Origin of the sequence: Nocardia goodfellowii (genome assembly GCF_017875645.1) — a bacterium.
Classification (GTDB): domain Bacteria; phylum Actinomycetota; class Actinomycetes; order Mycobacteriales; family Mycobacteriaceae; genus Nocardia; species Nocardia goodfellowii.
Window position 1 is genome coordinate 6,574,455 of the sequence record NZ_JAGGMR010000001.1, and the last position, 23,962, is coordinate 6,598,416.

Sequence of the window (23,962 nt, forward strand, 5' to 3'; positions counted from 1 at the left end):
GGGTCACCGGTTCCGCGCACCCCTCAACGCTTGCGGCCGACGCCGCCGGCGATGCAGTGCCGAACCGCGGACAGCGGACCCAGCCGCGGGCCGTCGGGCCACCAGTCGTCGCACAACACCAGCCCGGGTTCGACCATCTCCAAATCGCCGAAGAGTGCCTGAATCTCGGCCCGGGTGCGGAAGAGTCCGCAGCCCATCGGGCTGTGCACGAATTTGTCCTCCATCTTGCGGGCCAACTCGCTGTATTCGTCGACCTCCGGATCGAAGAAATGCGCGATCGCCACATAGGACCCCGACGGCAGCGCGTCGATATAGGTGCTCATCAACGCGGCGGCATCCGCGCCCAGATAGTGATGCAGCGTGCCCACCTGGAACAGTGCCAGCGGGCGCGAGAAATCCAATTCCACTCGCACCGTCCGGTTTCCCAGTACCTCGAGGGGCTGGAAGATATCGCTCTCGACGATGCTGGTTTGCCTGTTCTCCTCCAGCAGCACGCGGGCGTGCGCGAGGACCATCGGATCGTTGTCCACATAGACCACCCGCGCATCCGGGATGATCCGCTGCACCACCTGGTGAGTGTTCTCCGATGTCGGCAACCCCGAACCGAGATCCAGATACTGTGTGATCCCCGCCTGTCCCGCGAGGAAACGGCACGCCCGGATCAGGAAATCCCGGTTGGCCCAGGCTAATTCGGCCACGCCGGGAGCCACCGTGCGGACCTGCGCCAGCACCTCACGATCGATCTCGAAATTGTCCTTCCCATGCAGTGCCGCGTCGTAGACGCGCGCGATACTGGCACGGCTGGTGTCCACTCCCACCGGCACCACACTCGGATAGGACGGCTGCGACATCGGAGGCTCCCTGCGTCGTTCACTGTTCGTGACACGACCAGTCTGCCCCAATTCGCCTCCGCCGGACGGGTCTACAGCCCGATCGGCGTACGCAGCAGGTGACTTCGAACGACCGCCCGAAATAGCATCCGGAGATGTCCGCAGGTGACCAGACCCGAGTCCGGGCCTATATCGAGGAGTTTCGCGCCCGAGCCGGCCATCCGCCGCTGCCCGCGCAACGCTTGGACGAACTCGTCGACGCGATATCCGCCGACCCGGGCGGCGGTACCGAGCTCTTGGTCCTTGCTCTGTCCGAAGGGCGAACTTTGTCCCGGCGTGAGCGGATCGTCGAGCTCTGGACGGCAGGGAAGCGCGCGGCGGCTGAGCGACTCGCCCTCGACGCCGCCGCGACCGGCGAGCCGATGCCGCTGCGCGACTTGATCAATCATCATCGGCGAGCAGCCGATCGGGAACGCAAGGAAGAGCTGGCTCGTCTCGCCGCGGAAAACGGAGATCACCAACCGTTGCGTACCATCGCCTATCGCTACGAACGCGGTGGCGACCGCCGGCGTGCCGCCCAGTTGTACCAGCAAGGACTGGAACGTGGTGACCAGCAGGCCGGTGCGGAACTCCAGCGTTTGGCGCGTGATCTCCGTGGCGATTGACCGGACCGGCGTGTGCACCTGTTTCACGCACACGCTGGTAATCCGTCAGGCGATATCACAGGAAAAGGACGTCGATGATCTCCACCGAGCCCGCACCGCCGCTACCGCCGCCCACCGATCCGGCGTTGGCGATCTGGCGGGTGCCGAACACTATCTGCTGACCCGCGCCGGGGCCGCTCATTACGCCGAGCGTGCTGATGGCATTCTGGCCTACCGGCGAGGTAACCCAATTGCCCGACACCACGCTTACCGAGCCGTCGGACCAGACAATGGTTCCGTTGGCCGGATTGCCGCCCGCTCCCGTACCGGAGTTACTGCCGGTGGCCGCATTGAACGGGTAGCTGATGTTCAGCATGCCGCCGGTGACGTCGGGAAGTTGCGGGCTGCCGCAGTCGGTGAGTCCGCCGGTCACGTTGGTGTTCATGCCGGCGCTGCCGCTGCCTGGGACGTTGGTGGTAGTGAGCTGACCGCCGTAGCAGCCACCGACAATCGGGTCGGCGGTCGCGGTGGCGAGGGAACCTGTCAGCACCGGGAAAGCGAAAATCGCACCGAGCAGAACTGCTGTACAGCGCTGTAATCGCATTTCTGTACCTTTCGTCGTGATGCACCGTTGCATCTCGATGGCAGTACGAATGACAAATCCATCGTAGGCCGATATTTCGAGGGATGCGACGAGAAATATGCCCCAATGGGAGCCTTATCCGCGACCGCCGAAAGCATGCACCGCCGGGTACGGACAATTGAGACATTCGGCACCGGCATTGTCCAAATGCGCTGGGCAGCAACAGCTGCCGCCATTGCGCAGTGTGCCACCGAAATCCTCCACACCGCCGGTCTGATGTCATGGACGAACTCGGACATAAAGGCGATGTCGGTGCCGGCCGACGTTGTCGCATGAGCTTGAATAAGGCCATGGCTGATCGGGTTCGCCGCAATGGCTGAGGTTATGGGCACCAGCTTCGGCGTGCTCGGACCGGTGATCGCTCGTAACGAGGCGGGTCGGCCCATCGACCTCAAGGGTCCACGCCATCGAGCGGTGCTCGCTCGGCTGCTGGTGGCTCGCGGACGTGTCGTTCCGGTGCATGTGATCATCGAGGATCTGTGGGCCGACCCGCCCGCTGGCGCCAAAGGTGCTGTGCAGACCTTTGTCTCGGCGTTGCGACGCGCGCTCGAGCCGCAGCGCGCAGCCCGTTCGTCCGCCCGGCTACTTGTCACGGAGGGGCCCGGGTACGCGCTGCGCGCCGATGCCGATTCGGTCGACGCGTGGCGTTTCGAAGATGCCGTCGCGCGGGCGATGACCGCCGCGCCACGGCAGGCATCGGCTGTGCTGGCGGAGTCGCTGGGGTGGTGGCGCGGCCCGGCCTACGCGGAGTTCGCCGACGAGCCGTGGGCGCGGGCCGAGCGAGCACGTCTCGAAGAGCTGCGGCTTTCCGCCGTGGAGCGCCTGGCACGAGCGCGTGTGGACCTCGGACTGGCCGACGCCGCGGTACCCGACCTCGACGCGCATGTGGCCGAGCATCCGTGGCGAGAAGAGGCATGGCGGTTGCTGGCGCTGGCGCTCTATCGCGCCGGGCGGCAAGGTGACGCGCTGGCGGCATTGCGCCAGGCGCGAGAGTTGCTCGCCGACGAACTGGGTATCGACCCCGGCCCCGAGTTGCGTGCGCTGGAAACCGACATCCTCCAGCACGCGGAACACCTCGGTGCGGGCCGAGGCGCGGCCGGACGGGTCTGGGAACAGGCGGCCGCCGCCTATGACCGCACCGTCGCCGCAGGGTCCAAGGCGCGACTCGAATCGACCGTCGGGCTGCTGCGGAGCTTGGCGCTCAGCGGCGGCGGCGGGCTGGAAGCCGCCCGGCAGCAACGACTCGGAACCATCACCGCCGCAGAGCAATTGAACGATCCCGAACTCACCGCTCGGGTGATCGGCAGCTATGACGTCCCCGGTATCTGGACCCGCTCCGACGACCCGGAGCAAGCCGCGCTCATCGTCGCCGCGGCCGAACGCACGCTCGCGCGGCTTCCGGCCGACGCACCCGAAACCACTCGGGCCCGGCTGCTGGTGACGATCGCGCTCGAGACCCGCGGGACGCGCACTGAGCGCGGGTCCCGAGCCGCGCGGGCGGCCGAGGAGATCGCCCGCAGACTCGACGATCCCGCTCTACTCGCCTCCGCGCTGAGCGGGGTGTTCATGCATACGTTCCAGCGCACGGGCCTGGCCTCCCGGCGCGACGCGATCGGGCGGGAATTGATCGACGTGTCGACCCGGCACGGGCTGGTGACATTCGAGATCCTCGGACATCTGATCCGGATGCAGGCGCTCGGCGCGTTCGGGGATTTCGACAGCGCGGACCAGCACGCTGCCGCGGCCGAAGTCCTGGCCGAGCGGCACGAGGCTCCGCTGGTGACGGTGTTCACCACGTGGTACCGGGCGATGCGGGCTGCCGCGACCGGTGCTTCGGTCGCCGTCGCCGAGGCCGGTTATCAGCGAGCGGCGGAGTTGCTGCACGGCAGCGGCATGCCCGGCCTCGAACGCGGCATCCTCGCGCTGGCGCTGCTGTGCTTACGCGTCTCCCGTGGCCAGGCGGTGGCGCTGGACGCGGACGCCGACTTCGGCCCGTACGAGCCGTGGGCGCGCCCGCACCTGCTGCTGGCGAACAATCGATCCGAAGCCGCCGCCGCGGCGCTGCGCCGAATCCCCGATCCCCCACCGGATCTCCTGCTCGAGGCGCTGTGGTGCCTGACCGCCCGCGCGGCCGTCATGGTGGGCGACCGTGCGATGATGACCCGCGCCCGGATCGAATTGTCCACTGCGGCAAACGAAATCGCCGGAGCCGGATCCGGCGTGCTGTCCGCCGGACCCGTCGCCGCCTACCTCGGCGAACTCACCGCGGCCCTGGACGCGCGACCCTGAGCAGGTCGCGCAGCACCCCGGCGACCTCGCCCGGAGCCTGCTCCGCCATGAAGTGACCCCACCCCACCGTGGCGTGGGTGAGGTCGGGGGCCCAGGCGCGCCAGAGCTCGGCGGCGTCGAAACCCAGTGCCGCGCCCCAATCCTGCTGCAAGACCGAAACCGGCATCCGCAGCCGGTTACCACTGCTTCGATCGCTCTCGTCGTGCTCGATGTCCACACCGGCCGAGGCCCGATAGTCAGCGACGATGGACGGGATCGCCGCCCGCGAAGCCGCCAGGTAGGCGGCGCGAACATCGGCGGGGATCGCCGCCGGATCCGTGGACCACACGTCGAGGAAGTGCGCGAAGAAGGCGTCCGGAGCGCCCGCGATGAGTTGTTCTGGCAGGTCGGCGCTTTGGGCCATCAGGTAGAGATGGAAACCGACTGCCGCGGCACGTCCCCGCATCACCTCCCACATGTCCAGCGTCGGCAGGACATCCAGCGACGCCAGATGGGTGATCACCTCGGGATGGTCCAGGCCGGCGCGGATGGCGACCAGCGCACCGCGATCGTGACCGGCCAGCGCGAAGCGATCGAAGCCGAGGGCGCGTCCGAGCGCGACGATGTCGGCGGCCATGGTCCGCTTCGAGTAGGCGTTGCCGTCGAGGTCGACCGGCTTGTCGCTGGCACCGTAGCCGCGCAGATCCGGGCAGATCACGGTGTGATCGGCGGCGAGGTCGGCCGCGACATGCCGCCAGCACAGGTGTGTCTGCGGGAACCCGTGCAGCAGGACGATCGGCGCGCCACTGCCGCCCACAGCGACATTCAGCGCGACGCCGTCGGCCACTTCGACCCGCTGATAGTCGAATCCGGGAATCGTAAGAGTCATTGAACAGCCCTTCACGTGCTCGATCTGTTGGACGACCTCAGCCTGCCCAACCCCGATCAGCATTCACTGAGCAAAGACTCTGATCGAGCACCGGCGGGACGCTAGTCGAGCCGGAAATCCGCGAAATCGAACCCGGGCGCGACGACACAGCTCACCAGGACATACTCGCCGTCCAGTGGACGCGCGGACTGCGAGACCCCGCCCGGGACCAGCACTTGCGGGCGCTGCCCGCTCTCGATATCGGGTCCGAGGATGACCTCCTCGCCGCCGATATTCAGCGACAGCGCGCCGCCCCGATGCCACATCCACAGTTCGTCCGACGCGACGGTGTGCGGTGCGGACCGCTCGCCGGCGAGCAGCAGGAAATAGATCGCGGTGCCGCTCGCCCGCGGTCCCGAGTAACCGTCCGGGGTGAATTCCACGGCGCTACGCCATGTTTCGCGGTACCAACCGCCTTCCGGATGCGGTTGCAGGTCCAGTTGGGCAGCCAGCTTCGGCCGGTGGTCGCTCATTCCCACACTGTAAGTCGAACTCGCGCCGTTCCCGAGACCCAACGTTGGCGTTCGGGACGATCGCTGTGGCGTTTCAGTCGCGTCGCGGGGCGGGTCCGGGCTGTTGTACTCGACATGACCACGACATCGACAACCGGCACCGCGGCGCCGCGGCTCGCACGCGGCGCGGCCTGGCCGGCCTTGCTGACCATGTTCCTCGGTAGCTTCACACTGGTGACGGCGGAGTTCCTGCCGCCCGGTGTACTCACCACGCTCGCGCACGACCTCCGGGTAGCCGAAGGAGTGGTCGGGTTGTCGGTGAGCGCGACGGCACTGACCGCGCTGATGGCCGCCCTCGCGCTGGGGGCACTGTTCCCGCGGGTGGATCGGCGCACGTTGCTGATCTGGTTGACCATCGCGGCGGCCGTGTCGAATGTCGTTGTGGCGCTTGCGCCGAACATCGTGTTGCTGCTGATCGCGCGACTGCTGCTCGGAGTGGCGGTGGGCGGGTATTGGTCGATGGCGCTGATGATCGCCGCGCAGTTGGTGGCGGCCGAGCGGCTGGGTAAGGCGATGATGATCGTCAACACCGGAACCACGGTGGCCACGGTGGCCGGAGTTCCGCTGGGGGTGCTCCTGAGCACCTATGCCGGCTGGCGGGTGACATTCGTCGTCGCGGCGGGGCTGACGGTGGCGACCGCGGTCGCGGTCCGGTTGACGCTGCCGCCCATCGCGCCCAGCGAGGGCGTCGGATTCGGCGCACTCGCCAGCGCTGTGCGGGCGCCGGGAGTGGCACTCGGCCTGGTCAGCGTAGTTTCGCTGATCGGCGGGCACTTCGCGGGGTACACCTACATCCGCCCGGCCCTGGACGAATTGCTGCATGCCGGTCCGGCCGTGATTCCAGTGCTGCTCGCGCTGTTCGGCGTCGGCGGGCTGATCGGCAATTTCGTCCTCGGATCGCTGGCCGACCAGCGACTCGGCGTTCTGCTGGTAGCGGTACCCGTAGCCATCGGCGTCTCGCTGCTGGTCATCATGGCCGCCGGGTCCCTTCCGGTGCTCGGCTACCTGGCGGTGCTCCTCTGGGGCGGCGCGTTCGGCGGCATCCTGAATGTCTTGCAGGTGTGGGTGTCGCGGGTGCTGCCGGATCGTATGGAAGCAGGCGGCGGGCTGATCGTCGCCGCGTTCCAGACCGCGATCATCCTGGGTTCCGCTGTCGGCGGGCGCGGTGTGGACAGCATCGGCCTCCCGGCCACTTACGGACTCGCCGCCCTTGCGGCGGTACTCGGCGGCGCGCTGGTGCGAGCATCGCTCAGTCGGGCCCAGCGCTAGCCGATGTTCCCCGGGCCACCCGCCGCCACTGCGACGGCGTGTGGCCCGTTTGCCGCCGGAACGCCCGCCCGAACGCGGTCTCCGACCGGTAGCCCAGACGGCGGGCCACCGTCGCGATCGACATGTCGCTTTCCGACAGAAGGCGTTGCGCCCGTTCCACTCTCAGCTTGGTCAGATACCGTCCGGGCGTGAGCCCCGTGGCCGCCTGGAACCGGGCGGCGAACCCCGAACGTGAGGCCAGCGCCACCCGGGCCAGCGCCGCCACGGTCCACTCCTGCCCGGGATCGGCGTGCATGGCGGCCACCGCCCGCGCCACCCCCGGCTCGTGCACCTTCAGCAGCCACCGCTGCGGCGCGCAGCCCCGAGCATGCCAGGATTCGATCGCCATCGAGGTGATCAACGTGGCGACCCGGTCGCCCTGCACCCCGAACGGATCGGGGCATTGCTCGACCAGGTGGCGCATCATCGTCGCGGCCAGGGGTGCGTGCTCGACGAAATCGGTCAGCAGCACCCGTTGCGGCAACGCGGCCATGGCGCCGGCACTGCCGACCGGTTCGAGCCGTGCGCACAGCACCTTGCCCGGCGCGAGCGCGTTGATCGCGAATCGGCCCGCACCCGGAACGAACAGGAAGTCCCCGCCGGCCAAATCCTCGGTCACGCTGAGACCTTCGACGCGAACCAGGCCGTCGACTACGACGAGCGCGCAGGGTTCGGCCAGGAACTCCCACTGACCCGCGGCCAACTCGAACTCATCGCGTCCCGCGAAGCGCCACTGCAAACCGGCCAGGACGTCATCGAGGCCTCGCACTCCCGCGACCTGCGTCACCGTATACCCCTCATGTCGAACTCCAGCACGATGCACGGTATCAACGGCCGGAACCGCATCCCGCTGCCCGGAGGCGGTGTGCGATCGATGACAAACGAGCCGCTATCTTGGTGCCTCGTCGGTCGAGCGCACCGCCGGAAGGGTGCGCGGCTCCAGATCAACGAACCTGCTGTCGAGCTAGCCACGAAACGTCCTACCATCCAACGTAAACCACCCGTCATATTCGCGCGACGGGTCTCCTCGCACGGGATCGGAGGGTTCAGGTGTCGCTGTCGGTGTTACCTTCCTCGCCAACGCGACTCGACGGCGGCATCCGAGACCTACAGCCTGACCAGGAGCTCGCGTCGCGCCGGCCCGGAATGCTCGCGCGCGCGGTGTTCCCGAGCGGGGTGGTGCTGATCGCGGCCGGATTCGCCGCCGGCGCCTGGCAGCGCCGCTGGATCTCCGATGATGGCTTGATCGTGCTGCGCACTGTGCGAAACCTGTTGGCGGGTAACGGCCCGGTCTTCAATCTGGACGAACGCGTCGAAACCAGCACGAGTACGGCGTGGACTTATCTCGTCTGGTTCTTCGGCTGGCTGACCCAGGCGCGGCTCGAGTACGTCGCCCTCGGACTGGCGCTCGGCTTGTCGGTGCTGGCGATCGTCGTGGCGATGCTGGGGTCGTCGCGATTGTGGGGCGGGCCCGCGGCGGCACCGCTGGTGCCGGCCGGCGCGATCGTCTATGTCGCGCTACCACCGGCGGCCGATTACGCGACCTCCGGACTGGAGACCGGTCTGGTCATCGCGTGGTCGGCGGTGCTGTGGTGGTTGCTGTTGCGGTGGTCGCAGCACGCGGGCGGTGTCGTCGCGCCGGTGTTCTGGGCGGGGCTCGCGCCCCTGATCCGACCGGAGCTCACGGTGGTCGGCGGGTTGGCTTTGCTGGTCCTGTTCTGCGCACCGGTTCCGTGGAATGTGCTGCGGCCGTGGGTCTTCCGGATGCTGCTGATCGGTATAGCGGGGGCCGCGCCGGTCGGTTACCAGATCTGGCGGATGGGGTACTACGGCCTGCCCTACCCGAATACCGCGGTCGCCAAGGAGGCCGGTGGAGCGAAGTGGCCGCAGGGGTGGATCTACCTGTGGGATCTGGCCGGGCCGTACCGGCTGTGGCTGCCGCTGCTGCTCGTGGCCGGAGCTGCGGTCGTCGTGCTGCGGCAGCGGAAGGGCCGCCGTAGCGCACCGGACGGGTGGCGTGATCGGCTGCGCTCCCCCGCTGCCGTCGTCGCCGTCATGGTCGGCGGCGGCGTCGTGCTGATCGTGTACGAATTGCGGGTCGGCGGTGACTTCATGCACGGCCGCATGCTGCTGCCGCAGCTGTTCTGCCTGCTGCTGCCGGTCATGGTCCTGCCGGTGCCGAAGCCGGAGGCGTTCGCGCCGGGAAGGCGGCGTCTCCCTTCGGCTTTCGTGGTCGTGCTCGCGGCCCTGCTGGGCATCGCCGCCTGGGCAGTAGCGGCGGCGCGGACCACGGCCCTGACCGACGGCACCGACATCGGCGCGAACGGCATTGTCGACGAACGCGTCTACTACGTGCTGGGCACCGGACACGATCACCCCATTCGCGCCGAGGACTACCTCGATTACCCGCGGATGCGGCCGATGCTGCGGGACATGGCGGAGACGCCCAATGGCGGACTGCTCGTGAATCTGCCGGATCAGACCTATTGGTACGTTGTGCCGCCGCCGCAGCCCATTCCCGAAGGCGGCGCCGGACACACCGTGTACTTCCTGAACCTCGGCATGACGAGCATGAACCTGCCACTGTCCGTGCGCGTCATCGACCCCATCGGACTGGCGTATCCGTTGGCCGCGCACACCGACCGCCTCACCGACGGACGCATCGGACACGACAAGAACTTGAATGCGGGCTGGGCGGTGGTCGATACCGGCATGGTCGACAAGCACCCGTGGTTGCCCGCGCACATCGATGAGACCTGGGTGCGGCGAGCGCGCACAGCGATGTCCTGCCCGAGCACCCAGGACCTGCTGGCCTCGGCGCGCGCACCCCTGACGTTCACCCGATTCCGGCGCAACATCGTGCAGTCACTCGAGTTCGCGGGCACCCGGATCGATCGCATACCCAGCTACGAGATCGCGCGCTGCCATCTCCCGTCTCCCACACCGAACTGACCGCCGTCACCCAGGGCCGCGGATCCGCACCGGAAGCGCCGAAGTGCTTGTCGAACAGAACATCAGGTCGCGCGGCCATCGGCCTCCTGCTACTGGCAGCGGATGATCTCGCCCAGCGTGGCCGCCGCGCGCAGGAGTGCCAATTCGCGTTGGGCGATCGCGTGCAGGCGATCGTCGAGTGCCGCGAGGGAGTGACTTACATCGTGCAGGTCACGAATCGCCGTGAGGGCGCGGTACACATCGGGGATGCCATAGCCGGCGGCTCGCAACGCGGTGGTGATGCGCGCGTCTCGGATGGCCGCGAGGTGGTAGCGGCGGGCCGACCCCGATCGGGTTCGAACCCGATCGGGCGTAATGAGCCCGGCCTGCTCCCAGAATCGCAGCGTCGACGCCCGGAGACCGAGTGCTCCGGCGCACTTCAACTTCATGCTCGAACCATGAGTATGGACCAGATTCTCGAAGAGATCCGCAGTGCGGACGGGGTACTCGAGCTCGCTCCGGAGCCGGGCGGCCCGTTCCCGGAGATCGCCTGGGGCGATCATTTCTTCTACTACGCACCCGACGGGCAGCTACCCCAGCGGGAACAGCCGTACGCGACGATCGTGACGAAGAACTATCCGGACGACAGTTCCGGTGACCTCGATCCGGCCGGACGGTGGCGCCTGAACATCCACGTCGGCAGGCGTGTATTCACCGAATTGCTCGGCACGGATCCGCGCGAGCAGCCTTCTCCCGCAGTCGATTTCACCGCGGTCGATACGGTCCTCCCGCATCCGGTGTATCACCGCCAGGGCTGGATCGCGATCATCAACCCGGACGTCCGAACGACCGCGCCCGCGATCGCCCTCCTGCGCGCGGCACACGCCGCGGCGCGGCGGCGAGCGTCCCGCCGGACACCTGCCGCAGGCTAGCCGTCACCTGTCCCGATTGCCCGGACGGGCGGCAAGCGCCAAGATCACCGGAATGCCCGTCGATCCGCATTTGCTCGCCGCCTTCACGGTTACCACGATCGTCGCCCTGGTCACACCGGGACCGGACATGCTGTTCGTGCTCGGATGCGGCATGCGCGGCGGGCCCCGCGCCGGAGTGCTGGCCACACTCGGGATAGTCACGGGGGACGCGCTCTATATCGTGGCGGCCGCGGCCGGGCTCGCCGTGCTGTTGACCACGTTCCCGGTCGTGTTCACGATCCTGCGCTTGGCAGGAGCCGCCTACCTGATCTACCTCGGCATCCAGCTGATCCGTCAGCGCGAAAGCGCCCACCTCGATGATCCGGCCGCAGGAACGATGCCGGGTCGGCGCGCGTTCTTCAACGGTGTGGTGTCCTCGGCGGCGAACCCCCAGACGTTCACCTTCATGGTGGCGCTGCTGCCCCAGTTCATCGACCCGGCGGCGGGTCCGGTGTGGTTACAGTTCGCCGTCCTCGGGGCCGTCCTCATCGTCCTGGAGTTTCTCGCCGACGGCACGGTCGGCGTCCTGGCCGGGCGCATCGGCGGCTGGCTGCGCGAACGGCGGGCGGTCCGGCGCCGAATCGACGCCGCGACCGGAAGCTTGTTCATCGGTCTGGGCGTTCGGCTGGCAGCCGACCATTGACTGCTCGAACAGATGTGACCGACCAGACCCGGCGGTCGGGCATAAGCGACGCTAAAATGGAATTGTTCCAGAAAAGGTCAACCCTGAAGAGGAGCGGATCGTGACTGCAACGCTGTCCAAGAGGGCCATCGCCGGGACACTCGGCAAGGCCGAAACCAAGGTCGTCGGCGTCGTCCTACAGGAGGCGCTCACCGACCTGATCGATTTGGGTCTCACCGCCAAGCAGGCGCATTGGAATGTCGTCGGCCCCCATTTCCGGTCGGTGCACCTGCAGCTGGACGAACTGGTCGACAGCGCCCGGGAATTCTCCGACTCGGTCGCCGAACGCGCTGCCGCGCTAGGCATTTCGCCGGACGGGCGAGCCGCCACGGTCGCCGCCGACGCCACGGAGTTCCCCTCCGGGTACCTGTCCGACAGCGAGGTCATCACGCTGATCGTGTCCCGCTTGGACGCCAGCGTCCGCAAGCTGCGCAAGCACATCCAAGCCACCGAGACCGCCGACCCGGTCACCCAGGATCTGCTCATCGGCATCACCGCCAAGCTCGAAGAACAGCACTGGATGTTCCAGGCGCAAGCCGTGTGAGTTGATCGTGCTCGACCCCTGGGCCGGTCCCGGCGCACTGCGCTGGGACCGGCCTTCGCGTTTCCTCGGCCGAGGAGACTTCCTCAGCTGACGAGGGTCAGGAATTCCTCGAGGCTGATCTTCTTGTCGCCGTTCAAATCGGCCTTCTCCAAAATGCTCAGCGCGGCCCGCTTGGCCGACTCGCTCGCGAAGCCGTACGCCTGCACAGCCTGCGCGTACTCGTCGAGGGTGATGAAGCCGTCACTGTTCGCGTCGACCTTCCCGAATACCGCCTTGGCCTCCGCGACAGTAAACCCGCCCATAACCCACTCCTTCGTTCACGTCCGACTATCGAATCAGCCACCGGAGTATCGCATTCGCCCTCGGCCGGAGGTTTTCCCGGCGGCCGTCTCACAGCTGTTCGAACCACTGGCGGGCCGCGGCCACACCGCCGCCCGCGAGCGCGGCCATCAGTGCGATGCGGGCGTGCGCCGGGGGCAACCCCCCGGAACTGATCGCGCCCACCGTCGTAGCCATCGCGGTGCCGTCGAAGGGTTTGCCGACAGCGGCCGGGCGGGTGCGGGCGCGCGACGCCACGACGACTGGGATATCCCAGCTGGTCAATTCGCTGATGGCGGTGAACAGTTCGACAGGCACGTTCCCGAAACCGGTGCCTTCGAGCACAATTCCCCGCGCCCCGGCATCGACGGTGGTGGTCAGCATTTCGGCGGTCATGCCCGGGTAGGTTTTGATCAGTGCCACATCGGTTTCCGGTGTGCCGTCCAGATCGGGCGGTCGCGGCGGCGCGGGAGCGGTCCGGGAGATTTCACCGCCCGGTGCGACGTAGCCGAGGCGGGGATACGGGGCCGACGAGTACGCCGGCGAGCCGGTCGTGTCGGCCAGCGTCGCCCAGCGGGCGGCGTGCAGTTCGCGGTCGAAGCAGACGAGCGCGCCGAGTCCACGCGAGCCGGGATCGACGGCCGCCGCGAGCGCCGCGGACAGGTTGTCCGGGCCGTCGCTGCGCGGATCGTCCAGGGCGCGCAGGGCACCGGTGAAAACGATCGAAGCCCGGGCCGCCGGACCGGCCATCAGGTCGGTGAGGAAGGCCGTCTCTTCCAGGGTATCGATGCCGTGGGTGACGACCACGGCATCGAATCCGTCGTCGAGTACGGCGGTGTGCACCCGGCGCGCCAAGGTCAGCATGGTGGCGGGTGAGGTATCCCAACTGGGCTCGGCCATCACGTCTTCGACAGAGACGTCCGCCACGGTGGCGCCGATGCCCGCGGCTGCCAGCAGTTGCGCACCCGAGGCGACCGCGGGCCGGGTCGAACGCAGGCGGTAAGCGATCGTGTCGCCGGTGGCTATCAGGAGTACGCGCGGCATCAGAGGATCCCCGCTATGAGCAATATCAGGATCGCGAACAGTACGGAGGTCGCGGCGGCTCGAACGATGTCACGCCACCGCACGGTCTCGATACCTGTTCTGTGACAAGATGACTCAGCCCTGCGACACATCGGAACGCTGTTCCAGCCGTTCGATCCGGTCGAGCACGGGGCGCAATTCCGCTCGCACCACCGCGGCGATCATCGCCGACGCGTCCGTCGTCGCCGTCTCCGCCGACTGGGCGCGCAGATGCGTATATCCGGCCAGTGCGGCGACCACTGCCCGGCGTGCCGAACGCTGGTCGATACCCATGTCTCGCAACACCTGCCCGCCGGTGCCGTCGGGTTCACCGATCAGACCCAGCAGCAGATGCTCGCACCCCACGTAGTTGTGGCCCAGCGCCATCGCTTCGATCACCGTCAACTCGAACGCGTTGGCCGCGGAACCGCTGAACCGGGTCCCGGACGAATCGGTGGTCGATGCGGTCGTGGATGACGTCGCGGCAGCAAGGGCGCGTTGCACCTGAGCGGGGTCGACCTCCATAGCGCGGAGCACCTGCACGGCCAGGTTCGTCCCTTGGGCGAGCAGGGCGTGCAGCAGATGTTCGGTGCCGACGTCGTGCCCGCGCTCGATCCGTGCTTGCTCGACGGCCAGCCGGATCACCTCGCGCGTGCGGTCGGTGAATCGGGCGAGCTGAGCGGTCGGATCGTCGGTATCGAGATCGCCGAGCACCGTGGCGCGGATCGCCGTCACCCGCCGCACCGACTGCTCGAGCGCACGTTGGCAGATCGCCGAAACCGGCACACCCGTCACCTTTATGGCTTCGGCCAACTCGTCCGGCACATAGACGTTGATCTTGGGCATCGCGCGCCCTCCCGCTACTGGAGAATGAAGTAACCCCATATATACCCCTATTGGGGTTACTTATCAATAAAGGTCGGCTCGGCGGAGCGTTTACGCAGGAAAGCAAGCAGATCGGGGCCGCCACGCAGGCACCACAGCGCGATCACAGGGTCGCAAATCGCGCAGCCGAAGGAGGAATTGTGCGCGAAGGGAACGATCGGGTTGCCTTTCAGGTGATGCAAGATGTCCGAAACGGTGTGCAACAGCCAGGCGATGCCGATGAACGTCCATGAATCCAGGCCGCGGAACGCACAGTAGGTGATCGCCGCGGCGAACACGTACTCCCAGGCGCCGAGGCCGCCGCCACTGAGATAGGCGGCTCCGGCACCGGCGACCATGATCGCGTTGAACTTGCGGCGATGCGGTTCGCGGATCAGTGACATCAGCACGGCGTAGACGCCGCCGATCAGTATCGGCACAACGATATTGGCGACAGTGGACAGCATGACCGGGCAACTCCTCGTAGCGGCTCAGGGTGAATCGGACACGAAGTTATCGCCCGGCCGGGACGGGTCCCAGTGGCATTTTCGTCAGGTATCCACGGAAAAACGCCACGGCCGCTATCGAGGTCCGGTCAGCGTTGTCGTCGCCCTTATCGGCCGTGCACGGCGATGACCCGAATCCGGTGATGGGGTAGCTTCACGCCATGCACACGGTCGCGGTTCTGGCCTTGGACGGGGTCATACCCTTCGATCTGTCCACCCCCGTCGAGGTTTTCGACCGCACCCGCCTGCCGGACGGCCGCCGCGCCTACCGGATCCACATCTGCGCCGAGCGGCCGGAGGTGGACGCGGGCACGTTCACGCTGCGGGCACCGTGGGGCCTGGAGGCCGTGGCCGCCGCCGATACCGTGATCGTCCCGGGCGTCGCCGATCCGACCGCGCCGCTCTCGCCGGCCGTGCGCGACACGATCCGCGCCGCCGCCGCGGCGGGCACCAGAATCGCCTCCATCTGCACCGGAACCTTCCCCTTGGCTGCCACCGGCCTGCTGGACGGACTGCGGGCGACCACCCATTGGATCGTGGCGGACCTGCTGGCGGCCACCTATCCGCGGGTCGAGGTCGATCCGGACGTGCTGTACGTCGACAACGGCCAGATCCTCACCTCCGCCGGTGCGGCGGCGGGACTGGATCTGTGTCTGCACCTGATCCGCCGCGATTACGGCTCGGCCGTGGCGGCCGACGCGGCGCGGCTGTCGGTGATGCCGCTGGAACGCGAAGGCGGACAAGCCCAGTTCATCGTCCAGCAGCTCCCGCCCGCACCGCACGGCACCGCCTTGGAGCCGCTGCTGCTGTGGTTGCAGGACAACATGTCCCGCGATCTCACCATCGCCGAGATCGCCGCCGAAGCGGGCACCAGCGCCCGAACCCTGTTGCGGCAGTTCCGCACGCAGACCGGCACCACGCCACTGCGCTGGCTGCACCGCGCCCGGATCCGCCGCGCCCAGCATCTGCTGGGAACCACCGACCACACGGTCGAACGCGTCGGTGCGCAGGTGGGTTTCGGCTCACCGACCGCGTTCCGCGACAACTTCAAACGCACCGTCGGCGTCCCCCCGAACGCCTACCGCCGCGCCTTCAGGTGAGCGCCCGCTAAGTTCTGGCCATGGCGATCGTGACAGTGCTGGCATTGGATGACGTACTCGGATTCGAGGTGATGCTGTCGGGCATGGTGTTCGGCGCGGCGAACTCGATCTCGGGCAGCGACCACTACGACATCAGGGTCGTGGCGAAGGGCCGTTCGGCCACCGTCGCTCCCGTGCACGGAGCGGTCCAGCTGCGGACGCAGTGGGATATCGACAGTGTCGCCGAAGCCGACATCGTCATGATTCCCGGCAAGGCCGGATTCCTGTGCGAGCCGGACGCACTCGTCGTCGACGCCCTCCTGGCCGCGGCCGAGCGCGGCGCCCGGCTGGCCTCGGTCTGTGTCGGCGCCTTCACCCTCGCCGCCACCGGACTCCTGGATGGGCTGCGGGCGACCACGCATTGGGAATACGCCGCGGAGCTGGCGCGCCGGCATCCGCGGGTGGAGGTGGATTCGTCGGTGCTGTTCATCGACAACGGCGCGGTGCTCACCTCGGCCGGCGCCGTCGCCGGCCTGGATCTGTGCCTGCACATGGTGCGTCAGGATCTCGGGGCGGCGGTCGCCGCCGACACCGCCCGGCGCCTCGTGATGCCGCCGCAGCGGGACGGTGGGCAAGCGCAGTTCATCGCCCATACCGATCCCGAGAGCACGGATGTCTCGCTGCGACCCGTGCTGGAGTGGATGCAGCGCAACCTGCACCGTCCGTTGACGCTCGACGACATCGCCGGGCACGCCGCCATCAGCGTGCGGAGCTTGAATCGCCGCTTCCGCGCGGAGATCGGGACCACACCGCTGCAATGGTTGTTGCGCGCCCGCGTCCATCGGGCGCAGCAGTTGCTGGAGACCACCGAGTTGTCCGTCGAGCGCATCGCCGAGGAAGCGGGATTCGGCGCCGCGACCACGCTGCGCTATCACTTCGCACGAGTGACCCGCACGTCGCCGCAGGCGTACCGCAACAGTTTTCAGCATCGGGAGGTTGCCCGGGAGGACCGGATGGCGGGCTAGATCGGAGACCACCCCCTGGCCAGAATTGCGCGGTACGTGGCTATCTGGCCACTGGGCAACCGCTTTCGACGACCCGAGACTGGGTGGGCACCGTCGGAAGGACCCTCAAATGACTGTTCAGCACATCGATCCGGCCCAGTTCGGATTCCCCACAACCGATCTCGCCGTCGCGGCCGACGAGTTGGTCGCCCGGGTGTCACCGCCGCTCGTCTACAACCACTGCGTCCGCAGCTACTTGTTCGCACGTGAGGTCGCGGCCGCGGAGGGACTGCGCGCCGACGCGGACTACGACGCGGAGTTGCTCTATCTCGGCAGCGTGCTGCACGACCTGGGCGCGACCGAGCACGCCAACGGCGATCAGCGTTTCGAGGTCGACGGCGCCGATGCCGCAGCGGAATTTCTCCGCGGCCGCGGTGTCGAGGAAAGCAGAGTGCAGACCGTCTGGAACGCGGTGGCGCTGCACACCAGCGACGGGATCGCACACCGCTTCGGTCCGATCGAGGCGTTGGTCCAACGCGGCACCGGTGTGGATATCGTCGGCCGCGACCGAGAGCTGTTGCCGGACGGGTTCGCCGATCGCGTTCATGCCGTCTGGCCGCGCCACGACCTCGGATACGCGTTCGGCGAGATGCTGGCCCGGCAGGTGCGCGACAATCCGGCCAAGGGCAGCTCGTTCACCTTTCCCGGTCAGGTGTGTCAGCTGTATTACCCCACGCACGGAACGGTGACCTGGTTCGACATCGTCGACAACGCGGGCTGGAACGACCGGCCGGTCCGAGTCGGTGGTGGAGCTGTCGGGGCAGCGACCCCGCACGAGCTGGCGGCGCTGTTCGCGCGATTCTTCAACGCCGGCGACCTCGACGCGTTGATGTCGCTGTATGAACCCGCGGCCGTACTGTTCACCGGTCCCGGTGTGCGGCAAGCCGGTACGGCGGCGATCCGGACGGCGCTCGAAGCCATGATCGCTTCGGGGGCGAAGATCGAGCTCCACTCCCGCCGGATCCACGTCGCCGGAGAACTCGCGTTGATCGCCAACGACGCCATTGTGTCCGGCACGGGCGAGCCCGTCCGATCCGCGTCTACCGAAATCGCCCGGCGCGGCAGCGACGGATCTTGGCGTTACGTGCTGGACGACCCCTACTTCTCGGTCTGACGCGGCACCGTGCGACCTCGAGCGGAGACACCTGTGTCACTATCCCGACGTGCCGCCATCGCGGCCGGAATCGCCGGCACCGCGGCGGTTTCCATGCCCACCCGAGCGCGGGCGAACGCGGACCCGCTGGCCCTTCCGGCCACACCGCTGGCCGACGACGCCTTACGAATGATCACCGGTGCGCTGGAGCCGCATCTACGAAATCACAGCGTTCGGGGGTTTCTGTTCGGTCGCGCCGTCTCGGCCGAACGCGGACTGCGACCGGGGACGGACTACGACGAGGAGACCATGTTCCTCATCTGTGCGCTGCATGACCTGGGCCTGTCCGAAAGGGCCAATGGCGCACAACGTTTCGAGATGGACGGCGCGGATTACGCCGCACAGTATCTGGAGGCGCGCGGCATCACCGACGACCGGGTCGACATCATCTGGGACGCTATCGCCGCGCATACCTCCGGGTTCAGCGACTCCCCCGTCTACCGGCGCCGCCGCCCCGCCGAAATCTGGATCTCGGTGACCGGAATCGGCCTCGATCTGAGCGGTGGCCCGGAGGATCTGCCGCCCGGATTCGCCGACCATGTGCACGCCGTCTATCCACGCCTCGGCGGCGTCCGCGCGCTCACCGCCTCGGTCGAGCGCCAGGTGGTCGCCGATCCACGTAAGGCGCCGCCCGGCAGCTTGCCGGGGGAGATTCTGCGGCTCCGGCATCCGGAACTGGCGCCGTTCAGCTGGGACACCGTGCTGGAGACCAACCGCTGGGGGGACTGATCGTCCAGCAACGTGCCGAACCACGAGTGCTACAGGAGAATTGATATGACAACCTACGGACTATTGATCTTCGACCAGGTCGAGGAGCTGGATTTCGCCGGACCCTGGGAGGTCTTCACCGCCTCCTCGAGGCTGCGCGGCGACGTCGATACCGCGGTACTCGTCGCCGAGACGCCCGACGTCGTGCGCTGCGCCAAGGGTCTGCGAGTGCTGCCCGACCACACGGTGCACGATCATCCCGCGCTGGACGTCCTCCTGGTCCCGGGCGGGTACGGTGCCCGCGTCATCCAGCCGCACAACCCGGTGGTGACCGAGTGGATCGCCGGCACCGCCGCGACCGCCGCCTGGACGACCGGCGTCTGCACCGGCGCGTTTCTGCTCCATGCCGCCGGAGTGGCCCGGGGCCGCCGAGTGGCCACGCACTGGAAATACGAGGACGATCTGGAGCGGCTCGGCGAGGTCACCGTCGTCCGCGACGCCCGCTACGTCGTGTCGGGCAATCTGGTTACCAGCCAAGGGGTTTCGGCCGGGATCGACAGCGCTCTGTGGCTGGTCGGGGCGTTGCACGGTCGCGACCACGCCCGGGCCGTCCGCCGCGTCATCCAGTACGATCCCGCACCGCCCTATCTCGCCGACGAGCCCCTTACCGTCCCCGGAACGGCCGGAAGTGGTTGGGAGTGAGGATGTTTCCGGAGCGACTGTCCCGGCGTGCGCTCGTCGGGACGGCGCTCGCCTCGGCCGGCGCGGCCACCGCCGGTGCCGTGCTTACCCGCATGCCTGAATCCCCTGCTCCCGCCGTGGAGCCGTTCCACGGAAAGCATCAGGCAGGTATCGCCACTCGCGCCCAATCGCACGCACTGTTTCTCGCATGCGATATCGCACGGCCGGATCGGGGCGCGCTGCGCGATCTACTGGCGACCTGGACCGCGACTGCCGCCGCGCTCACCGCAGGCGACCCGGCTCCCGAAAAGCCGGACACGCCAGTGGGACTGAGTGCGCACACCGATTTCGCGACCGGCCTGAATCCAGCCCATCTGACCGTCACCTTCGGATTGGGCCCGGCCTTGTTCGACGACCGCTTCGGGCTCGCCGACCGGCGACCGGCGCACCTGTGGACGCTGCCCGAATTCGCCGGTGACGCACTGAATCCCGCCTGGTGTGGCGGAGACATCCTGGTGCAGATCTGCGCGGACGACGCCCAGATCGTCAGCCACACCTTCCGCGCACTGCGGGCGGGCATGCCCGGCCTGGCCCGGATGCGCTGGACCCAGCAGGGCTTCCTGAGCCGACCGGCCGACGGCGGTACACCACGGAATATGTTCGGGCACAAGGACGGAACCGCCAACCCGGCTTCCGGCACCCGGGAATTCGCCGATACGGTATGGGTCGACTCCCCCGCCGAGCCCGCCTGGTTCAGAAACGGAACCTACCTGGTGTTCCGCAAGATCCGGATGCGGACCGCCGAATGGGACCAGCTACCGACGGTGGTCCACGACCAGATCATCGGGCGACGACGGAGCGACGGCGCTCCACTCGGGGCGCACGGCGAATTCGATCCGATCGATCTCGAAGCACGTACCGCCAGAGGGGATCTCGCCATCCCGGCCGATGCCCATGTGCGCTTGGTACACGGCATTCCCATGCTGCGCCGCGGCTACAACTACGACTACGGCCTGCTCACCACCGCCGACCAGGATACGGAAGCAGTCGCACCGCACAGCCATGCACCGGGGACCGATGCCGACCATACGCACGGCGGCCACGATCGACTCGACGTCGGCCTCCTGTTCGCCGCATACCAGAACAACCCGCCCGGCCAATTCATCCGGGCCCAGCGACTCATGGCCGCCACCGACCCGCTGACGCCGCTGATCCAGCACACCGGCAGCGCACTGTTCGCCATCCCGCCGGGCGCTGCCCCTGGCGCACCGATCGCCGCCGCTCTCGACCTCTGAGCGGCGGCCGGATGCCCCCATGAGCAGCCGGGATTCCGACCGGCAAACCACGTTAGGTTAGGGTTACTTACGTGAAGTTTTCTGTGGGCCGGATCGGTTTGGTGTGCGTTACCGCGGCGTTGGCGAGTGTGCTCGTCGCTTGCGGAGAGTCCGAGCAGGTCGGTGGTACGGGTGCGGCGGCGGGCGGGGAAGGCAGCACGAGTTATCCGCTGACCCTCGACAACTGCGGCCAGACCGTCACCCTCGACGCCGCGCCGCGGCGGGTGGTTTCGCTGGACCAGGGCTCCACCGAGATCCTGCTGTCCCTCGGGCTCGGTGACCGTGTGGTCGGCACCGCGTCGTGGACCGATCCCATTCGCGAGAACCTGGCGGAGGCGAACAAAGCGGTGCCGCGGCTCGCGGACAACGCGCCGACCTACGAGGTCGTTCTCGATGCCGACCCGGACTTCGTGACCGCGTCGTTCGGCCGGCACTTCAAACAAGGCGGCGTCGCGGAGCGCGCCCGCTTCGCCGAGACCGGAATCGAGTCCTACCTCTCGCCCACCGACTGCGAGAAGGGCATCAGCATCAACGGCGGCGGCAAGCGCACCACACCGCTGGCGATGGAATCGCTGTATCAAGAGATCACGGAGCTCGCGACCGTGTTCGACGTGCGGGAGCGGGGCGCGCGACTCGTCGGCGAACTGCGCGCTCGCGAGGCCGCGGCGATCGCGGGGATCGAGAAGTCGAAGATGTCGATGGCGTTCTGGTTCGCCGACACCAAGAGCCCCTATGTCGGCGGCGGACTCGGTTCGGCCAATCTGCTCGCCACCACGGTCGGCGCGACCAACGTGTTCTCGGACCTGACCGACGACTGGCCGGCTGTCGGCTGGGAGACCCTGGTGGAGCGCAACCCGGACGTCCTGGTCCTCGGCGACCTGCTGCGCAACCGCTTCCCCGGCGACCGGCTGTCCGACAAGATCGCTTTCCTCGAATCCGATCCGGTGACGCGCACGCTCGACGCGGTACGCGCCAAGCGGTACATCGCCCTGCACGGTGCGGAGATGAACCCGTCCATCCGGGCTGTCGACGGCCTCGAGAAGGTCGCCGCCGGCCTTCGTGAGCTGAAGGCGCCCAACTGACCGCCTCCCGCGACACCGTCGATATCGCCGTCCCCGAACCGGTTCGGGGACGGCCATGGGTCGTCGGGTCGCTGGTCGTCGCCGGTGGGCTCGTCGCGCTCGCGCTGTCGGTTCTCGTCGCGGTGACGCTCGGTCCGGCGGATGTTTCGCTGGTGAACGTCCGCGACGTCCTGCTCAATCACTTCGGTCTCGCGGACATCCCGGTGCGGGTATCGAAGGACGCGATCGTCTGGGAGGAACGGCTGCCGCGCGCGCTGGTGGCGGCCGCGTGCGGCACCGGACTCGGCATCTGCGGCGTGATCATGCAGTCGATGCTGCGGAACCCGCTCGCGGACCCGTTCGTGCTGGGCATCTCCTCCGGCGCGTCGACCGGTGCGGTGATCGTGGGGGTGCTCGGTATCGGCGGGGCCGCGCTCGGGCTGTCCGGCGGTGCGTTCCTCGGTGCGCTGGTCGCGTTCGGGTTGGTGTTGCTGCTGGCCCGCATGTCCGGCGGCAGCAATGATCGCGTCATCCTCGCCGGCGTCGCCAGTACGCAATTGTTCTCGGCGCTCACCTCGTTCGTCATCTTCGCGTTCGCGGACTCCGACGAGACCCGGGGCGTGATGTTCTGGTTGCTCGGCTCGCTCGAAGGCGTCCGCTGGGACGACGTGACGCTGTGCGCGGTGGTGGTGCTGCTGGGAACGGCGGTGTGCCTGCGCTATTCCTTTGTGCTGGATGCCTTTTCCTTCGGCGACGATGTCGCGGCCTCGCTCGGCATCGCCGTCGGGAAGGTCCGGCTCCTGTTGCTGATCGTCACGGCACTGATCGCCGCGACCCTGGTGAGCGTTGCCGGTGCGATCGGGTTCGTCGGACTCGTGCTCCCGCACGCGGCCCGGTTCCTGGTCGGTCCGCGGCACAGCCGGTTGATTCCCGCGACGGCGTTGCTGGGCGCGGTATTCATGGTGTGGGTGGACGCCGTCTCCCGCGTGGCTTTCGCGCCGACCCCGTTGCCGGTGGGCGTCGGCACCGCGCTGGTCGGTGTGCCCGCGTTCATCGTCCTCCTGTCCCGGCGTAGGAGTGCGCAGTGAGTTTGCACGCGAACACCGTCACCTGGAATCGCGGCGGCGCGCTCGTCGTCGACAGCGTCACGGTGACGCCGGCGCAGGGCGAGACCGTCGGCCTGCTAGGGCCGAACGGGTCGGGCAAGTCGTCGCTGCTGCGTCTGCTCAACGGTGTCGTGCGCCCGACCTCGGGTGTCGTGACCCTCGACGGCAACGACGTCGCCGCCACCAAGCGCCGAGAGATCGCGCGGGCGGTGGCCGTGGTGAGCCAGCACGCCGACACCGACGTCGACATCACCGTGCGCGACGTCGTTCGCCTCGGGCGCATTCCGCACCGCGGCGCGTTCGGCGGGAATCGGACCGCCGACGAGGCCGCGGTGTCGGCCGCGCTCGCGCACACCGGCCTCACCGCCAAAGCGGACCGGCTCTGGCATCGGCTCTCCGGCGGGGAGAAGCAGCGCGTGCAGATCGCCCGCGCGCTGGCCCAGGAACCGCGGGAACTGCTGCTCGACGAGCCGACCAATCATCTCGACATCCATCATCAGCTGGAATTGCTGGCCTTGGTCCAGCGATTGCCGGTCACCAGCGTGATCGCCCTGCACGACCTGAACCTCGCGGCCATGTTCTGCGACAAGGTGATCGTCTTGCAGGAGGGCCGGGTCGTGGCGGGCGGGCAGCCCGCCGAGGTGCTGACCGCCGAGTTGATCGCGCGGGTCTACAACGTGCGCGCGGAGGTCCTCGTGGACGAGGCGAAGGGGCGGCTGTCCATCCTGTTCGAACCGGGGCCGGTTCCGGTCACCGCACACTGAG

26 protein-coding genes are annotated in these 23,962 nt (G+C 68.0%); 16 read left to right on the plus strand and 10 right to left on the minus strand.

Translation table 11 applies throughout. The annotated features are described in order from the left end of the window. Window positions 1-23: 23 nt before the first annotated feature. Window positions 24-851: an SAM-dependent methyltransferase gene (locus BJ987_RS30485; protein ID WP_209896530.1), complete on the minus strand. Its 828-nt coding sequence runs from the start codon at window positions 849-851 to the stop codon at window positions 24-26. A 134-nt stretch (window positions 852-985) separates the two neighbouring features. Here BJ987_RS30485 and BJ987_RS30490 point away from each other — a divergent pair, with 134 nt between their 5' ends. Beyond that, window positions 986-1,495 carry a hypothetical protein gene (locus BJ987_RS30490; protein ID WP_209896531.1) on the plus strand — a complete coding sequence of 170 codons (510 nt, stop codon included), beginning with the start codon at window positions 986-988 and terminating at the stop codon, window positions 1,493-1,495. A gap of 55 nt (window positions 1,496-1,550) precedes the next feature. Here BJ987_RS30490 and BJ987_RS30495 read toward each other — a convergent pair whose 3' ends face one another. After that, window positions 1,551-2,024: a hypothetical protein gene (locus tag BJ987_RS30495; RefSeq protein ID WP_209896532.1), complete on the minus strand. Its 474-nt coding sequence runs from the start codon at window positions 2,022-2,024 to the stop codon at window positions 1,551-1,553. A 405-nt stretch (window positions 2,025-2,429) separates the two neighbouring features. Between BJ987_RS30495 and BJ987_RS30500 the strand changes: the two genes are divergently transcribed. After that, the gene (locus BJ987_RS30500) at window positions 2,430-4,406 is read left to right on the plus strand and encodes an AfsR/SARP family transcriptional regulator (protein ID WP_245366201.1); all 1,977 of its coding nucleotides are present in this window, start codon (window positions 2,430-2,432) and stop codon (window positions 4,404-4,406) included. Here BJ987_RS30500 and BJ987_RS30505 read toward each other — a convergent pair. Beyond that, window positions 4,378-5,274: an alpha/beta fold hydrolase gene (locus tag BJ987_RS30505; RefSeq protein ID WP_209896533.1), complete on the minus strand. Its 897-nt coding sequence runs from the start codon at window positions 5,272-5,274 to the stop codon at window positions 4,378-4,380. The two genes, BJ987_RS30500 and BJ987_RS30505, sit on opposite strands and share 29 nt — an antisense overlap. A 101-nt stretch (window positions 5,275-5,375) precedes the next feature. Next, window positions 5,376-5,786, minus strand: coding sequence for a cupin domain-containing protein (locus BJ987_RS30510; protein ID WP_209896534.1), 411 nt, complete (start codon window positions 5,784-5,786; stop codon window positions 5,376-5,378). Between the two features lie 114 nt (window positions 5,787-5,900). Here BJ987_RS30510 and BJ987_RS30515 point away from each other — a divergent pair, with 114 nt between their 5' ends. Beyond that, the gene (locus BJ987_RS30515; protein ID WP_209896535.1) at window positions 5,901-7,094 is read left to right on the plus strand and encodes an MFS transporter; all 1,194 of its coding nucleotides are present in this window, start codon (window positions 5,901-5,903) and stop codon (window positions 7,092-7,094) included. Here BJ987_RS30515 and BJ987_RS30520 read toward each other — a convergent pair. After that, window positions 7,075-7,920, minus strand: a complete 846-nt coding sequence (locus BJ987_RS30520) for a helix-turn-helix domain-containing protein (protein WP_307869802.1) — start codon at window positions 7,918-7,920, stop codon at window positions 7,075-7,077. The genes BJ987_RS30515 and BJ987_RS30520 overlap by 20 nt on opposite strands. 359 nt (window positions 7,921-8,279) lie before the next feature. Here BJ987_RS30520 and BJ987_RS30525 point away from each other — a divergent pair, with 359 nt between their 5' ends. Beyond that, on the plus strand, window positions 8,280-10,085 hold the full coding sequence (locus BJ987_RS30525) for an arabinofuranosyltransferase AftB family protein (protein ID WP_209899339.1): 1,806 nt from the start codon (window positions 8,280-8,282) through the stop codon (window positions 10,083-10,085). An 89-nt stretch (window positions 10,086-10,174) separates the two neighbouring features. Here the strand turns inward: BJ987_RS30525 and BJ987_RS30530 are convergent, their stop codons facing one another. Further along, entirely contained in the window at window positions 10,175-10,513 is a 339-nt protein-coding gene (locus BJ987_RS30530) for a MerR family transcriptional regulator (protein ID WP_245366202.1), read from the minus strand. Window positions 10,514-10,522: 9 nt separating this feature from the next. Between BJ987_RS30530 and BJ987_RS30535 the strand changes: the two genes are divergently transcribed. The 3 genes from BJ987_RS30535 (at window position 10,523) to BJ987_RS30545 (ending at window position 12,261) form a co-directional block, all read left to right on the plus strand. Continuing rightward, window positions 10,523-10,996 carry a DUF6194 family protein gene (locus BJ987_RS30535; RefSeq protein WP_209896538.1) on the plus strand — a complete coding sequence of 158 codons (474 nt, stop codon included), beginning with the start codon at window positions 10,523-10,525 and terminating at the stop codon, window positions 10,994-10,996. A gap of 52 nt (window positions 10,997-11,048) precedes the next feature. Next, window positions 11,049-11,678, plus strand: a complete 630-nt coding sequence (locus BJ987_RS30540; protein WP_209896539.1) for a LysE family translocator — start codon at window positions 11,049-11,051, stop codon at window positions 11,676-11,678. 100 nt (window positions 11,679-11,778) lie between these two features. Further along, on the plus strand, window positions 11,779-12,261 hold the full coding sequence (locus BJ987_RS30545) for a Dps family protein (protein ID WP_209896540.1): 483 nt from the start codon (window positions 11,779-11,781) through the stop codon (window positions 12,259-12,261). A gap of 83 nt (window positions 12,262-12,344) precedes the next feature. Here the strand turns inward: BJ987_RS30545 and BJ987_RS30550 are convergent, their stop codons facing one another. The 4 genes from BJ987_RS30550 to BJ987_RS30565 all read right to left on the minus strand — a co-directional run bounded on the left by BJ987_RS30550 (window position 12,345) and on the right by BJ987_RS30565 (window position 14,972). Then, window positions 12,345-12,563 (minus strand): EF-hand domain-containing protein, encoded by a 219-nt coding sequence (locus BJ987_RS30550; protein WP_209896541.1) that lies wholly within the window; start codon window positions 12,561-12,563, stop codon window positions 12,345-12,347. A gap of 88 nt (window positions 12,564-12,651) precedes the next feature. Next, window positions 12,652-13,623: an asparaginase gene (locus tag BJ987_RS30555; RefSeq protein ID WP_209896542.1), complete on the minus strand. Its 972-nt coding sequence runs from the start codon at window positions 13,621-13,623 to the stop codon at window positions 12,652-12,654. A 114-nt stretch (window positions 13,624-13,737) separates the two neighbouring features. Beyond that, a complete protein-coding gene (locus tag BJ987_RS30560) occupies window positions 13,738-14,487 on the minus strand; it encodes a Clp protease N-terminal domain-containing protein (RefSeq protein ID WP_209896543.1) in 750 nt (249 codons plus the stop codon). A gap of 56 nt (window positions 14,488-14,543) precedes the next feature. Next, entirely contained in the window at window positions 14,544-14,972 is a 429-nt protein-coding gene (locus tag BJ987_RS30565) for a DUF6010 family protein (protein ID WP_209896544.1), read from the minus strand. 200 nt (window positions 14,973-15,172) lie between these two features. Between BJ987_RS30565 and BJ987_RS30570 the strand changes: the two genes are divergently transcribed. The 9 genes from BJ987_RS30570 to BJ987_RS30610 all read left to right on the plus strand — a co-directional run bounded on the left by BJ987_RS30570 (window position 15,173) and on the right by BJ987_RS30610 (window position 23,961). After that, the gene (locus BJ987_RS30570) at window positions 15,173-16,111 is read left to right on the plus strand and encodes a GlxA family transcriptional regulator (protein WP_209896545.1); all 939 of its coding nucleotides are present in this window, start codon (window positions 15,173-15,175) and stop codon (window positions 16,109-16,111) included. 20 nt (window positions 16,112-16,131) lie between these two features. Next, window positions 16,132-17,115: a GlxA family transcriptional regulator gene (locus BJ987_RS30575; RefSeq protein ID WP_209896546.1), complete on the plus strand. Its 984-nt coding sequence runs from the start codon at window positions 16,132-16,134 to the stop codon at window positions 17,113-17,115. A 109-nt stretch (window positions 17,116-17,224) separates the two neighbouring features. Then, window positions 17,225-18,268: a nuclear transport factor 2 family protein gene (locus BJ987_RS30580; RefSeq protein ID WP_209896547.1), complete on the plus strand. Its 1,044-nt coding sequence runs from the start codon at window positions 17,225-17,227 to the stop codon at window positions 18,266-18,268. 33 nt (window positions 18,269-18,301) lie between these two features. After that, the gene (locus BJ987_RS30585) at window positions 18,302-19,036 is read left to right on the plus strand and encodes an HD domain-containing protein (protein ID WP_209896548.1); all 735 of its coding nucleotides are present in this window, start codon (window positions 18,302-18,304) and stop codon (window positions 19,034-19,036) included. Between the two features lie 45 nt (window positions 19,037-19,081). Beyond that, window positions 19,082-19,717, plus strand: a complete 636-nt coding sequence (locus BJ987_RS30590) for a DJ-1/PfpI family protein (RefSeq protein ID WP_209896549.1) — start codon at window positions 19,082-19,084, stop codon at window positions 19,715-19,717. A 2-nt stretch (window positions 19,718-19,719) separates the two neighbouring features. Continuing rightward, window positions 19,720-20,991, plus strand: a complete 1,272-nt coding sequence (locus BJ987_RS30595) for a Dyp-type peroxidase (RefSeq protein ID WP_209896550.1) — start codon at window positions 19,720-19,722, stop codon at window positions 20,989-20,991. A gap of 71 nt (window positions 20,992-21,062) precedes the next feature. Next, on the plus strand, window positions 21,063-22,112 hold the full coding sequence (locus BJ987_RS30600) for an ABC transporter substrate-binding protein (RefSeq protein WP_209896551.1): 1,050 nt from the start codon (window positions 21,063-21,065) through the stop codon (window positions 22,110-22,112). 71 nt (window positions 22,113-22,183) lie between these two features. Then, window positions 22,184-23,179 (plus strand): FecCD family ABC transporter permease, encoded by a 996-nt coding sequence (locus tag BJ987_RS30605; protein WP_245367633.1) that lies wholly within the window; start codon window positions 22,184-22,186, stop codon window positions 23,177-23,179. Next, window positions 23,176-23,961 carry an ABC transporter ATP-binding protein gene (locus BJ987_RS30610; protein WP_209896552.1) on the plus strand — a complete coding sequence of 262 codons (786 nt, stop codon included), beginning with the start codon at window positions 23,176-23,178 and terminating at the stop codon, window positions 23,959-23,961. The genes BJ987_RS30605 and BJ987_RS30610 overlap by 4 nt, the downstream gene beginning before the upstream one ends. The last annotated feature ends 1 nt before the right edge of the window (window position 23,962 follow it).